General features: G+C 62.8%; 12 protein-coding genes and 1 pseudogene. 8 read left to right on the top strand and 5 right to left on the bottom strand.

The genetic code is table 11. The features are described 5' to 3' along the window. Nucleotides 1-126: 126 nt before the first annotated feature. Nucleotides 127-1,809, bottom strand: coding sequence for a phosphoethanolamine transferase (locus AU381_RS12690; RefSeq protein WP_425288620.1), 1,683 nt, complete (start codon nucleotides 1,807-1,809; stop codon nucleotides 127-129). 366 nt (nucleotides 1,810-2,175) lie between these two features. Here AU381_RS12690 and AU381_RS12695 point away from each other — a divergent pair, with 366 nt between their 5' ends. The 8 genes from AU381_RS12695 to AU381_RS12730 all read left to right on the top strand — a co-directional run bounded on the left by AU381_RS12695 (nucleotide 2,176) and on the right by AU381_RS12730 (nucleotide 11,401). After that, nucleotides 2,176-2,850: a response regulator transcription factor gene (locus AU381_RS12695; protein WP_064242130.1), complete on the top strand. Its 675-nt coding sequence runs from the start codon at nucleotides 2,176-2,178 to the stop codon at nucleotides 2,848-2,850. After that, nucleotides 2,847-4,199, top strand: a complete 1,353-nt coding sequence (locus tag AU381_RS12700) for a sensor histidine kinase (RefSeq protein ID WP_064242131.1) — start codon at nucleotides 2,847-2,849, stop codon at nucleotides 4,197-4,199. The genes AU381_RS12695 and AU381_RS12700 overlap by 4 nt, the downstream gene beginning before the upstream one ends. A 193-nt stretch (nucleotides 4,200-4,392) precedes the next feature. Then, entirely contained in the window at nucleotides 4,393-5,532 is a 1,140-nt protein-coding gene (locus AU381_RS12705) for an HPP family protein (RefSeq protein WP_244520056.1), read from the top strand. Between the two features lie 160 nt (nucleotides 5,533-5,692). After that, nucleotides 5,693-6,394, top strand: coding sequence for a CerR family C-terminal domain-containing protein (locus tag AU381_RS12710; RefSeq protein ID WP_156528587.1), 702 nt, complete (start codon nucleotides 5,693-5,695; stop codon nucleotides 6,392-6,394). Next, the gene (gene hlyD, locus AU381_RS12715) at nucleotides 6,391-7,395 is read left to right on the top strand and encodes a secretion protein HlyD (RefSeq protein ID WP_064242134.1); all 1,005 of its coding nucleotides are present in this window, start codon (nucleotides 6,391-6,393) and stop codon (nucleotides 7,393-7,395) included. Before AU381_RS12710 ends, hlyD begins: the two co-directional genes overlap by 4 nt. After that, nucleotides 7,395-9,140 carry an ATP-binding cassette domain-containing protein gene (locus AU381_RS12720; protein WP_064242135.1) on the top strand — a complete coding sequence of 582 codons (1,746 nt, stop codon included), beginning with the start codon at nucleotides 7,395-7,397 and terminating at the stop codon, nucleotides 9,138-9,140. Before hlyD ends, AU381_RS12720 begins: the two co-directional genes overlap by 1 nt. Then, on the top strand, nucleotides 9,137-10,288 hold the full coding sequence (locus AU381_RS12725; protein ID WP_064242136.1) for an ABC transporter permease: 1,152 nt from the start codon (nucleotides 9,137-9,139) through the stop codon (nucleotides 10,286-10,288). Before AU381_RS12720 ends, AU381_RS12725 begins: the two co-directional genes overlap by 4 nt. Continuing rightward, entirely contained in the window at nucleotides 10,289-11,401 is a 1,113-nt protein-coding gene (locus tag AU381_RS12730; RefSeq protein ID WP_064242137.1) for an ABC transporter permease, read from the top strand. It abuts the gene before it with no gap. Between the two features lie 3 nt (nucleotides 11,402-11,404). Here the strand turns inward: AU381_RS12730 and AU381_RS12735 are convergent. From AU381_RS12735 to AU381_RS12750, 4 genes and pseudogenes are all read right to left on the bottom strand, one after another. Further along, nucleotides 11,405-11,790: pseudogene (locus AU381_RS12735) on the bottom strand (type II toxin-antitoxin system VapC family toxin). Further along, nucleotides 11,787-12,026, bottom strand: a complete 240-nt coding sequence (locus tag AU381_RS12740; RefSeq protein WP_064242138.1) for a type II toxin-antitoxin system Phd/YefM family antitoxin — start codon at nucleotides 12,024-12,026, stop codon at nucleotides 11,787-11,789. The pseudogene AU381_RS12735 and the gene AU381_RS12740 overlap by 4 nt, the downstream one beginning before the upstream one ends. 71 nt (nucleotides 12,027-12,097) lie before the next feature. Beyond that, entirely contained in the window at nucleotides 12,098-12,700 is a 603-nt protein-coding gene (locus tag AU381_RS12745) for an alpha/beta hydrolase (RefSeq protein ID WP_064242139.1), read from the bottom strand. 112 nt (nucleotides 12,701-12,812) lie between these two features. Then, complete coding sequence (locus tag AU381_RS12750) at nucleotides 12,813-13,745, bottom strand: VOC family protein (protein ID WP_064242140.1); 933 nt, start codon at nucleotides 13,743-13,745, stop codon at nucleotides 12,813-12,815. Between the last annotated feature and the right edge of the window lie 81 nt (nucleotides 13,746-13,826).

The following is a 13,826-nucleotide window of genomic DNA, read 5'->3' on the forward strand; positions in this document are numbered from 1 at the left end:
ATGGGAGGACCTATTTCCTGCATGGAGTCTACCAGATTTGCCGGATTGCTGACAGTTCGATACTGGCCTTGGCGTTGCCGCTGCTCATCAGCCGGTGGAGCCCGGCAGGTGACCCCGCCAGCGGGCTCAGAGAACGCCGCCCGACTCGGCTCGCAGCCTGCCCTCGGCCGCATGGTAACCCGGCGTCTCCTTCTTCCGATCCAGCGGCCGTGTGCAGGTGGCGAATGCGTCGAGGGAGCGGTTATAGACCCCCGTTTGCACGTCCATCATGCCGAGCACCGTATGGAAGAGGTTATCGTGCGACTTCGGGATCCCGGCGCCTTTGGAGAGACAGGCGGTGTCTACGCCCATCGATGACTGGTAAGGTTTCGAAAACCAGGCGATGAAGGGGACCTGCGTCTGCTCCTTGGGTGCGATCGCATAGGGCGCGCCGTGCAGGTAGATCCCGTTTTCGCCGAGCGATTCCCCGTGATCCGACATGTAGATCATCGCCCCGGCAATGCTGTCCTGGTGCTTTTCGAGCAGTCGGGCGACGCTTGCGAGAATATGGTCGGTGTAGAGGATCGTATTGTCATAGGCGTTGACGATTTCGTCCGTCGTGCAACTCGTCAGTTCCGGCGTGCGGCAGTCCGGCGTGAATCGGCGGAACGCTTCGGGATATCGAAGATAATAGGACGGGCCGTGGCTGCCGAGCTGATGCAGCACGATGACGCTGTCCTTGGTGGTCGCGCCGAGCTTTTTGTCCAGTTCGTCGAGGAAGATCTCGTCGAGACATTCGCCATTGTTGCACAGCTGGCTGTTCCTGTTATGCGTCATGCTGGCGAAGCTGATGAGGTCGGCGACGCCCTTGCTGCCCGTGTTGTTGTCCCACCAGGTGACGGAAATGCCCGCATGCGTCAGCACGTTGACGAGATTCTCGCTGGAGCGCGCCTTCCAGTCGCTGTATTGCTTGCGCGGATAGACGGAGAACATGCAGGGCAACGAGACGGCCGTCGCCGTGCCGCAGCTCGTCGTGTCGCGGTAATTGACCACGCCAAGCGCCTTCAATTCCGGATTTGTCTCCCGGCGATAGCCATTCAGTGAAAAGTTCATCGCCCGCGCCGTCTCGCCCGCGACCACGACGACGACGACGGGCTTGCCGGCGGTGGCGATGCGCTGCCCCTCTTTCGCGTCGGTCCCGAGCGGCTGGACGACCAGATTGCGCTCGCGATAGGTCGACAAACCGTAGCGCACCGCCGACGTGATCGGCCCGGCCGGATTGAACCGCACCATCAGGTCGCGATGCTCCCGTAGCGCATAGGCGATTCCGGCAAAGTTGCCGTAGACCAGCACGCCGCTGAGGACGAGCGCCGGAGCAATGAAGAGGAAATTGACGGCGGCCTTTGCGAAAAAGCGCCGATGCTTCACCTTGAGCCAGGCGATGAGAAGCGACGGAATGAGCGCGTAGAGCGCCAGATGAAGCGCAAGGCTGCCTATCAGCAGATGGCCTGCCTCGGGCCCCGTGGTGACGGCGGCATTGCCGATCATGCCCTTGTCGATTACGACGCCGAAAGTGTCGGTGAAGTATGAGGCCGCTGCCGATATGGCGATCAGCAGGACCAGCACCGGCTTCATGACATATTTCATCGACAGTGACGTCAGGATCGAAAAGGTGGTGAGACCGAGTGCGGCGCCGAGCGACAGCATGGCGATCCGGGCGTGATCGAAATAGACTGCCGCGTGGCTCCAGAAGGAATTGTTGGCGACGAAAAGCAGGTAAAGCGTGGCGATCGCGCTCAACGCGATGCTGCCGATTTCCGGGCGGCGCATTCTGAAGACGGCCAAATACTTCCCTCCAATCATGGGAGCCATCGCTCTCAGTGGCTCCGTTGCGGCAAAGCTGGCATGGACACTTTTCAGGGACACAACCGGTTCGCCGGCGGTCTCGACGCTTCCGCCAGTACCGCGGGCAAGCTGTCGAAGTGCTGTCGGGAGGATGGTTGAAGTCCGCCGGGAAGTGCGCCGTGTCCGTGACATCGCAAGGCGGACCCGACGCGAAGGCACGTTTATTCGATTGCCAAGCGGAGGACATCCGCGACCCCGGGCGCACCCGGCATTTGCGGCGTTGGCACCTTGCCGAAAACCTCCTATGGTCTGCGGCATCCGTCGTAAGAAGGCTTGAAATCAGGAAACCGCATGCGCCTGCTGCTCGTCGAAGACAGTCCCCGCCTCATCGAGCTTGTGGGCGAGACCATGCGCGATGCGGGCTGGCGGCTCGACGCGGTCTCGAGTCTCAGCGAGGCTGAGGCGGCGATCTCCGAGCGGGAGCACGATCTCGTCCTTCTCGATCTGGGCCTGCCGGATGGCGACGGCCTGGATCTTCTCAAATGGATAAGGCAGGAGCACGCCGGCTTGCCGGTCTTGGTGATCACTGCCCGCGGTTCCGTCGACGAGCGGGTCCAGGGCCTCGATGCCGGAGCTGACGACTATCTGGTCAAGCCTTTCCACCATCGCGAATTGCTTTCCCGATGCCGGGCGATGCTAAGGCGCAATCCGCACGCAATTCAGCCGGTGCTCGAGGCCGGTGCCTTGCGCTTCGATCCCGCCACCGCAGAGCTGACCTGTGGCGCGGCCGCGGTCGCCCTCCCCCCGCGAGAACGCTCTCTGATCGAGATGCTGATGCGCGAAGTCGGGCGCGTCGTTCCAAAGCGCCGGCTGGAGACCGCCCTCTCGGAATATGGGCAGGAGCTCAGTTCGAATGCGCTGGAGCTTGCCGTTTCGAGAGTCCGGAAGCGCCTGCAGCCGCTGGACACAGGCGTGCAGATCGAAACAGTGCGCGGCCTTGGTTATCTCCTGCGGACGACCGCATGAGGAAACGCAATCCGTCGCTGATCGGCATCGTTGCCCGGCGCATCGTCGCCTTCTCGCTGCTCGCGATGATCCTGCAGGTCGGTGTGGTTTTCGCCGATTACTGGTTTGATGACGACAAGCTCAGCGTCTTGATGCTGCAGCAGGAAACGGAGATCCTGTCGCGGGCGATCGCGACCGATGGGGGACTGCCGACATTCAAACCGGATCGCGAACTCCGGGAACGCTATCTGGAACTGGATGGCCGCGGGGGGGCGATCTATGTCCGGGTGCGCACCGCATCGGGCTCGGTGCTCTTTTCCAACTGCACGACCGAATGCGCGGAGCATTTCCTTCCGTTGAGCGTCAATGCACCGAACTTCTGGAAGCGGCTGATCGAACCGGGCAAGCCCTTCAGTGTGGCGGGCGGCCAGTCCTTTGAACGTGATGGTCACTCGGTGGCCGTGGAACTCGCGGTCCTGAAGGATCCAAACGGTTTCGTGTACGGTGCCCTGCTCCATGAGATGTTCGACTCGATGATCGTCCCGATGACGCTGCTTCTCTGCCTCGTCATCTGCGCGACGATCTGGTCGATTCGAAGCGCCCTCAGGCCGGTGGCGATGGCGGTCAAGGCTGCGGATGGGATCGACCCGCGCGACAGCGGCGCCCGCCTGCCGATAACGCGCATGCCGCAGGAGATCGAGCGCCTCGTCAGCGCCGTCAATCGCCTGCTTGCCCGCGTCGCCGATCTCGTTCAATCGCAGAAGGTCTTTTCTTCATCGATCGCCCATGAGATACGCACGCCCGTTTCGATCGCCAAGATGGAACTGAGCCGCATCGACGATCCGCGGGCCCGCAATGCCGAGCGGGACCTCGACGCTCTGACGCACATTCTAGAGCAACTGACCTCGCTGGCGCGGGCGGACGCTGTAGATCCCTCCGCCTACCAGCGGGCAAGCCTCTCCGAGATCGGCGCGGAGGTGGCGCAAGCCACGGCGCCGTTCGTCTTCGACCAAGAAAAATCGATCGAATTCATCGACCATGGGACAATGCCCGTGACGGTGATCCCGGCGCTCGTCGAGAACATGCTGAGGAACCTGATCGAAAATGCGGTGAAGCACAATCCGCCCGGAACTCGGATTGTCTTGACCTGCGGACCCGGCCCGCAGGTCTCAGTCGAGGATGACGGCAAGGGGCTGGTCGATCTGCCGGAACTCAATGCGGATCTTGGTTATGTCAAGCGCTCCGGTCAGCTCGGTCTGGGCCTGAAGATCGTTCATCGCATCGCGGAGCTTCACAAGGCGAAAGTCTCCTTCGACACCGCTCCGAACCGGGGCACCAGGATCACAATCGATTTTGCCTCTGCGGCCTGAAATGGGCGCTGCGCTCGGAACGCGCATTTGTTGGGCATAGTGCATATTTTTTAATCCGGCCCGATTTCTTGGATACAGATTGCGTGCCCAATCTGCAGTCACATGCTATTGCGCTGTGCGCTTCATCCTCTTCCACCCTCCGCATAGCTCACGAACATCCATGTCCAAGGCCGCAGCCCTCCTTCGACGTTTCATGCCTTCGCTTGTACCGGTCAGCGGCTGGGAGCGCTTGCGCGCCTCCTGCGGTGCGCTCATCGGGGTTCTGTCGACAGGATTCATCAGCACGGTTGCCGTAGGCACCGACGCCAGCCTGCCGCTGCTCATCGCGCCGATGGGAGCCTCGGCGGTGCTGCTTTTTGCCGCGCCGTCGAGCCCGCTCGCCCAGCCCTGGTCGATCGTGGGCGGCAATGTCGTTTCCGCGACGGTCGGCGTCACCTGCGCCTTGCTCATTCCCAACCCGGTAGTGGCGGCCGCGATCGCCGTCGCCTTGGCGATCGGCGCGATGCTGCTTCTTGGCTGCCTGCACCCGCCGAGCGGCGCCGTCGCCCTGACCGCGGTTCTCGGCGGTCCGGTGATCCGTGAGGCCGGCTACGCTTTCGTCCTTTCCCCAGTCGCCATCAATTCGCTGGTCATCCTGACGGCGGCGCTCATCTTCAATAATCTCACCGGCCGCCGCTATCCGCATCTTACGCCTGCCCCGAACTCCCACCGAACCGAGGACCCCCTGCCGAGCCAGCGCCTCGGTGTCGTCCCGGACGATCTCCAGGCGGTGCTGGCGCAATATGGCGAGGTCGTCGACATCAGTCCCGAGGAACTCGACAGCTTCATCCATCAGGCGCAGATACGCGCCTTCACCCGAAGGTCGGGCGAAATCACCTGTGGCGAGATCATGTCGCGCGACGTGCTGACCGTTGCGCCGGACACTCCGCTGCGCAAGGCTTGGCGGATGCTCCTCGCCCATCGGATCCAGGCGTTGCCGGTCGTGACCGAAGAGGACGGCATGGTCGGCCTTTTAACCCAGACCGACTTCATGAAGCACACGACGCTGACGGCGGATGGCCGGCTGCAGATCGGCCTTCGCGAGCGGATCGGCAATATCATCGGCCTGCCGGCGAAATCGCCGCGGCTGGTCTCCGAAATCATGACGACCCGCGTCCAATCGGCCCTGCCGGAGACGATGATCGCCAAACTGGTGCCGCCGATGGCGGACATGGGCCTGCACCATATGCCGATCGTGGACGCTGATAACCGGATCGTCGGCGTCGTCACCCAGTCGGACCTCATTGCGGCGCTGTTTCAGGGGCGGCTCGATGCCGTCCAGCAAGTCGCCTGAAAGAGCTTTTCTGGTTTAGCCCCTCACTTCGATTTGGCCGCGGCTGCGGGGAGGCGTGGCACGCCTCTGAACTTTGCCCGTCCGGCGTCCACTGTCGCACGAGGAGAGTTTCATTCGTTCGATTGACTTAATCGAACGGATGAGTTAATTTAAGCAGATCATGAGAAACAGCGACCCCACCACCCAGGTCAAGGCCGAACGCGGCGACGCGACGCGAGAGAAGCTTCTTGCCACGGCGATCGACATCTTCGGACGCTACGGCTTCGACGGCGCCACGACGCGAAAGCTCGCCGATGCGGCGGGCGTCAACCTGCAGGCAATTCCCTATTATTTCGGCGGCAAGGAGGGCCTCTATATCGCCGCGGCGGAGCATCTCGCGTCGCTCATCGGTGGCCATGTCGGCGATCTGCGCGCCACCATTCTCGGCCGCATTGCCGAGCTCGAGGGACAAGGCAAGCCGATGCCCTCTGCCGAGGCGCGCGCCTTCCTGACTCAGATGGTTCAGCGAATGATCGTTCTCTTCGTCAGCAAGCAATCGGAAAGCTGGGCGCGCTTCATTATCCGCGAGCAGATGGAGCCGACCGAGGCCTTCACGCGGCTCTACGGCAGCATCATGCGGCCGATGATCGAGATGGCGCGGCGCTTGATCGGTGCCATTCTCGAAGATGATCCAGCGTCCGAACACATGCGGCTCAGAACGCTCTCCTTCGTTGGCAGCGTGCTCGTGTTCCGCATGGCGCATGCCGCCGTCTATGCGCAGCTCGAATGGGATACCGCCGGGCCGAAGGAGATCGAGACACTGCACCGGCACGCGGCTGAACTCGTCGCCATACTCGGTGCGGAGAAGGACGGCCGGCCATGAAGAAGATCGCTCTCATCACCCTGGTGCTTGCGGCAGGCGCGGCCGGCGCCTGGTGGCTGGACCTGCCTGGGCGGCTTGGCTGGGCGGAAGACAACAGGAACACTGTTCTCTACGGCAATGTCGACATCCGTCAGGTGTCGCTCGGCTTTCGCGTCAGCGGACGCATCGCCGAGCTGCGCGTCGACGAGGGCGATGCCGTCAAGCCCGGCGACGTGATCGCCAGCCTCGATGCCGAACCGTTCCAGCAGGCGCTGGACGCGGCCGAGGCGGATGCCGAGGCGCTCCGTTCCACGCTCGCAAAGCTCAAGGCGGGGGCCCGACCTACGGAGATCGCCCAGGCCCGGGCCGCCCATGAGGAACGGCTTGCCGAGCTCCAGAATGCCGAGCTCGCCTATCAGCGCGCCCAGCGACTGCGGCCCGCCGGTACGATCTCGCAGGCTGAACTCGACCAGGCGACCGCGAGCCGCGCCGCTGCTGCCGCTCGCGTGGCGTCGGCGCGCGAGGCGCTGGCTCTGCTCGAAGAGGGTAGCCGCGTAGAAGACATAGCCGCTGCGGAAGCGCAGGCGAATGCCGCGACAGCCAAGGCCGCGAGTGCCCGCACCGCGCTCGGGGATACAAAACTTGCGGCGCCGAGCGCCGGTGTCATTCTCTCTCGCGTCCGCGAGGTCGGGGCGGTCGTCTCGCCGGCGGATACAGTCTATGTCCTCTCCCTCACGGAGCCCGTCTGGGTCCGTGCCTATGTCGCCGAGCCGGATCTCGGCCGCGTCCATCCGGGAATGAAGGTCAAGGTGACTTCGGACACCAGCCCCCGGCATGGCTATGAGGGAACGATCGGCTTCATCTCGCCGGTGGCGGAGTTTACTCCGAAGTCCGTCGAAACGCCCGAACTCAGAACCGATCTCGTCTATCGGCTAAGGATCGTCATCTCAAAACCAGGGACGGACCTGCGTCAGGGCATGCCGGTCACCGTGCATCTGCCAGGCTCTGAGGCAGGCACGTGATGTCCGGTTCCGACGCAGAAATCGGTGCCGCACCTTTCGTTCGGTTGACAGCTGTCACCAAGCGGTTCGGCGCAGCCTCCCCTGCCCTCGACGCTATCCAGGGCGATATCAAGGGCGGGCGGATCACCGGCCTGGTCGGTCCCGACGGCGCCGGCAAGACGACGTTGATCCGGCTGATGACCGGGCTCATGCTGCCGGACGAAGGCACGGTCGAAGTGCTCGGCTACGACACGCGCAAAGATCCCGCCAGCATTCAGGCGGCGATCGGCTATATGCCTCAACGCTTCGGGCTCTATGAAGACCTGTCGGTCCAGGAAAACCTCGATCTCTATGCCGACCTGCGCGGGCTGCCGCTGGCGGAACGCGGCCGGACCTTTGCCGAATTGCTCGAATTCACCGATCTTGCCCGCTTCACCACGCGGCTCGCCGGTAAGCTCTCCGGCGGAATGAAGCAGAAGCTCGGCCTTGCCTGTGCGCTTTTGCGCAAGCCGCGGCTGCTGCTGCTCGACGAACCCGGCGTCGGTGTCGATCCGATCTCGCGCCGCGATCTCTGGAAGATGGTCGAGAATCTGACGGCGGAAGGCATAGGCGTCCTCTGGTCGACGGCCTATCTCGACGAAGCGGAAGCCTGCGACCACGTGCTGCTGCTCAACCAGGGCAAGCTGCTGTTTGCCGGCTCGCCCCAGGAGATGACCGGGCGCGTCGAGAATCGCGTTTTCCGCCTCTCCGGCACGATCGGCCGCCGGCGCGAACGGCTGGCGCGCCTGCTTGATCAGGAAGAAGTCGTCGACGGCGTCATCCAGGGCGAAGCCATTCGCCTGGTGATGAAGCCGGGTCTCACCCCTCCCCCGATCGAGGGCTCATCCTCCAGTCGTGTCACTGCCACGCCGCCGCGCTTCGAGGACGCCTTCGTCGATATGCTGGGCGGCGGTCCGGGCGGGCGGTCGCGGCTCGCGGAAACCCAGCGGCCGTTTGCCACCGATGGCGGTCGCCCGGTGATCGAAGCCCGCGGGCTGACGAAGCGTTTCGGCGATTTCACCGCTGCCGACAACATCACCTTCGATATCCCGCGAGGCGAGATTTTCGGTCTGCTCGGCCCGAACGGCGCCGGCAAATCGACCACCTTCAAGATGCTGTGCGGTCTTCTGAAGCCGACCGCCGGGGAAGGCCGCGTCGCCGGCTTCGATCTTCGGCGCGACGCCGCCGAGGCGCGTAACCGGCTCGGATACATGGCGCAGAAATTCTCGCTCTACGGCGATCTGAGCGTCCTGCAGAACCTGAATTTTTTCGCCGGCGTCTACGGCCTTTCCGGTGCCAAGAAGCGCGAACGGATCGAGCTTATGACTGAGATCTTCGATTTCCGCGCGATCCACGCCATGTCGGCGAAGGACCTGCCGCTCGGCCTCAAGCAGCGCCTGGCGCTCGCCTGTGCCGTATTGCACGAGCCGGAGGTGCTATTTCTCGACGAACCGACCTCCGGTGTCGATCCGATCACCCGGCGTGAGTTCTGGACCCATATCAACGGGCTCGTCGAAAAAGGCGTGACGGTTCTGGTCACCACCCATTTCATGGACGAGGCGGAATATTGCGACCGCATCTCGCTGATTTATCGCGGCCGGTCGATCGCACTCGGTTCGCCGGACGAGATGAAGGCGCGCGTCGCCGGCAAGGAGCTGCCGGATCCGACCATGGAGGACGCCTTCATCGCCCTCGTACAGGGCTCGGAGGCGAAGGAGGCGGCATGAGCGTCGATCCCAAAAAGCTGGAGGCCGAACGATCGGGCCGCGCAAGGCGCTTCGCGGCGCTCGTGCGCAAGGAAAGCTATCAGGTGGTGCGCGACCCGAGCAGCATCCTGATCGCCTTCGTGCTGCCGCTGATCCTGCTCTTCCTGTTCGGCTATGGCGTCTCGCTCGACACCACGCAGACGAGGATCGGCCTCGTGGTTGAGGAGGCGACGCCGCTGACGCGCGATCTTGCCGCGAGCTTTCAGGCGTCGCGCTATTTCGCCGTCGTCAATGGTCGCGACCGCCGCGAATTCGAGGACGACCTTGTTCTCGGACGGGTGCGCGGGATTATCGTCATTCCGGCCCGCTTCGCGGCCGACCATGCGGCGGGACGCGATCCTGCCGTCCAGGTGATCGTCGACGGATCCGATCCGAACACGGCGAATTTCGTGCAGAATTATGCGCAGGGAACGGTCGCCAATTGGGAGCGTCAGCGCACCCAGGAGGGCCAGGGCCAGCCGCCGGCGATCGCCGCCGAACAGCGCTTCTGGTTCAACCCGCAACTGACGAGCCGGAACTTCCTCGTACCGGGTTCGATCGCCATCGTCATGACGCTGGTCGGCACGCTCTTGACCTCGCTCGTCGTCGCCCGCGAATGGGAGCGCGGCACGATGGAGGCGATGATGGCGACCCCCGTATCGGCCGCCGAACTGCTTGCCGGCAAGCTCCTGCCCTATTTCATTCTCGGACTCGCCTCGATGACGCTCTGCGTGCTTCTCGCCGTCTTCCTCTTTGGTGTTCCCTTCCGAGGTTCGGTCATCGCGCTTTACGCGCTGTCCGCGACATTTCTCATGCCGGCGCTTGGACAGGGACTACTGATCTCGGCCGCCACCAAGAACCAGTTCCTTGCCTCGCAGCTCGCGCTGATCTCCGCCTTCCTGCCGGCCTTCCTGCTGTCCGGCTTCCTGTTCGAGATCAATTCGATGCCGACCGTCATCCAGTGGATCACCTACATCGTGCCGGCACGCTATCTCATCCCCAGCCTGCAGACGGTGTTTCTCGCCGGCGATATCTGGCCGATGTTCGGCCGGGCGATTGCGGTGATGTTCCTGATTGGCTGCGTCTTCTTCGCGCTGGCTGCGCGCAGCACCAGAAAGAGGATCGGATAGATGTGGTGGGGTCGACTGAAGGCGCTGATCGTCAAGGAATTGCTTGCCGTGCTTCGGGATCCGAAGGGCCGCACGATCCTGATCGGGCCGCCGATCATCCAGTTGCTCGTCTTCTCCTACGCCGCCACACTCGAGGTGAAGAATGTCGACCTCATGGTTTTGAACCGAGACAACGGGCACTGGAGCCAGGAACTCGTCCAGCAGATCGGCGGCTCGCCCACCTTCCGTTCGATCCGGCTCGCCAACAGCCCCGCCGAGATCCGCCTCGCCATCGACAACCAGCATGTGCTGGCCGCTCTGGAAATCGGCCCGACCTTCTCCCGCGACATCGAGGCGGGAAAGCCTGCCGAGGTGCAGATGATCCTGGACGGGCGACGCTCCAATGCCTCGCAGATCGTCTCCGGCTATCTCGGCCGCATCGTCGGTACGCTTGCAGCCGAGACACCGGCCGGCGAACGCGCCGCTTCCGAGGCGATCAGGGTCGAGGCGCGCAACTGGTTCAACCCGAACCTCACCTTTCAGTGGTTCATGGTCCCCAATCTGGTGGCAAGCATCGCTCTGCTGATCGGGTTGATCGTCACCGCGCTGTCGGTTGCGCGCGAGCGGGAGCTCGGCACCTTCGACCAGCTCATCGTCTCGCCATTGCGCACGCACGAGATCCTCATCGGCAAGCTCATCCCGCCAATGATGATCGGGCTCTTCCACATCACGATTTATATTCTAGCCGCGGTGTTCATCTTCGGCGTGCCGCTGCGCGGCTCTCTGCTGCTGCTTTACGGCAGTGCCGTCTTCTATCTCGCCGCGGTGGTCGGGCTCGGCCTGTTCATCTCGGCGCTGTCGATGACACAGCAGCAGGCGATCCTCGGGGCCTTCCTGTTCATGGTGCCGGCCATGCTGCTGTCAGGCTTCGCGACGCCGATCGAGAACATGCCAAGCTGGCTGCAGCCGGTGACGCTGATCAATCCGCTACGTTATTTCCTGGTGATCGTGAAGGGCGTGTTCCTCAAGGATATTCCGCTCACCGAAGTGATGCATCAGACACTGCCGCTGTGCCTGATTGCCGTCGTCACGCTCTCCTCCGCCGCGTGGTTGTTCCGCCGCCGACTGGAGTGACGGTCAGACGAGCCGGATGGAACCAGGATAGCGACCTACCAATTCGTCGGCGGTGACGAGCACCAAACCTTCGACAATCGATTGAGCGATGAGAATGCGGTCGAATGGGTCCTTGTGGATAGGAGGAAGCTGGTCGAGTACCGCTGCATGGGCACCGTTCACCGGCAGTTCCAGATAGCCGTTGTCCGCAGCCCGCGACGCAACAGCCGGGGATCGGCCTCGAAATCCGTACGCCCGAGACCGCACTTGATGGCGATTTCCCACAGACTCGCCGCGCTGAAATAGAGCGTGTTTTCACGGTCCGAGATGAGCGCTTGTGCCTCCTTCGACAAGCGGCCGGGATTGCCGGCCGCCCATAGAAGGATGTGCGTATCCAGAAGAATGTTCATACGCCGAACAGATCTTCGATCTCGTCACTGCCCATGCGATCGAAATCGTCCGGGACAACGATCTGGCCCATCATGAAGCCGAGCCGGCGCTGTTCTGCCTCTGCGGGTTGGTCGATCGGGACCACCTTCACCATCGGTTTTCCTGCCTTGGCAATAATGAAGGGTTCGCCCTTCGCAGCTTTCTCGATCAGCCGCGACAGATGAGTCTTCGCCTCGTGAATGTTGACCGTCTCCACCGAGACCCTCCAATAGACTTAGTTTACTAAACTTAGTCTATTTGGCGTGTCTATTCAAGACTGTTGGCATATTAGGCCTTCAAGAACCGCCCGATCGCCGCGACCTCGTTCTGGCGAATGTCATGGCCGCCGGCATGCCATTCGACTTCCACGTTCGCCTTCTGCGCCTTGAAATAGTCGGCGAGGGCCTGCGTCAGCGGTGCGGGGCAGATCGGATCGCGTTCACCGGCGGTGATCAGGATTTGCCTGCCTGCAAGCGCCGGATTGTCCTTCGGGCGGAAGGGGATCAGCGGATGCATGAGCACCGTCCTGTCGAAGACACCTTCTTCAATCAGCACGTTGGCGAGGATATTGGCGCCGTTCGAATAGCCAAGCCCGATGATTTCCGAAGCCTGATGTTCGGCCGCGAGCGTCTTCACGAAGTTCACCATCTTCTCGGTGGCGCGCGCGAGGTCTGCCATGTCGTAGACTCCCTCCCCCGTCCGCCTGAAGAACCGCGCAGCCCCATATTCCGACACGTCGCCGCGCGGCGAGACGATGGTCGCCTCCGGTAACAGCTCGGCGCCGAAACCGAAGAACTGGTTCTCGTCGCCTCCCGTTCCGTGCAGGACAAAGAGTATCGGATTGCCGGGTTTGCCGGTTTTCAGCTTATGCACATAGCCATGGTCGGCCATTGAATTCTCCTTTGCCGCCAATAACTCAGCAGGCGTTTGAGATACTCGACTTCAAATGTCGCTTGCCCCTCCTTCTAATAGTATGAAGGAGGGCGGAGCGCAGCAGCTGCCTCTATCCCTCGAGCTTCTGCAAACGGCTTTCGAGAACCGGCCGGAGATGGTTGTGCTGCTGCGGCAGTTTCAAAGCCTCGCCGAGATGGGCGATCTCTTCGTCGCGGTCGAAACCCGGCTCGTTGGTGGCGATCTCGAACAGCACGCCACCCGGCGTGCGGAAATAGATCGCCCAGAAATAGTCGCGGTCGATGACCGGCGTCACATGATAGCCGGTGTCCGTCAGCGCCTTGCGCACTTCGAGTTGCTTCTCGCGGTTGTCGACGGCGAAGGCGACGTGGTGAACGGAGCCGGCACCCTGCGCGGCGCGATTGATGTTCGGCAATGTCTCGAGATCGACAAGGCCGGCGCCGTTGCCGCCCGGTACGATCAGCCGAGTGACGCCATCCTTGCGATCAAGCGCCTCATAGCCCATGAACTTCAGCAGTTCCGCAGTCGCCCCCTCGTCGCGCAGCCGCATCGCAACCGAGTGAAAGCCGCGGATCGCATGATCCTCGGAAATGCCGCCCTCGGTCCAGGGCGTGCGTGGATCGTCCTCGACCTCCACGAGAGCAAAGCCGTCGCCGTCGGGTCCGGCGAAGCTCAGCCGCTTCTCGCCGAAGGTCTCCTCGGCCTTGAGGCCGTCGGCTCCGAGGCGCACCAACCGGTCCTGCCAGAAACCGAGCGATCCAATCGGCACGGAAAAGACTGTCGTTCCCACCTCGCCCGTCCCGGGACGGCCGCGCGGCATCTGCGGAAAGGGGAAATAGGTCATCACCGTACCGGGCGTGCCAGTCTCGTCGCCGTAATAAAGATGGTAGACGTCCGGCGAATCGAAATTGACGGTCTTCTTGACGCGGCGCAGGCCGAGCGTATTCGTGAAGAAATGATTGTTGGTCCGCCCGTCGTCCGCCATGGACGTCACGTGGTGCAGGCCTTTGATCTGGTCGAGCATGTGTCGCTGCCTTTCTGCCCGTCTGTCTTCGGGCATGTCGATGCCGAATAGATGCTCCGTTCCGACCAAAGGCGAAAGAGC

It is taken from the genome of Sinorhizobium glycinis, from assembly GCF_001651865.1.
In the GTDB taxonomy this organism is placed as follows: domain Bacteria; phylum Pseudomonadota; class Alphaproteobacteria; order Rhizobiales; family Rhizobiaceae; genus Sinorhizobium; species Sinorhizobium glycinis.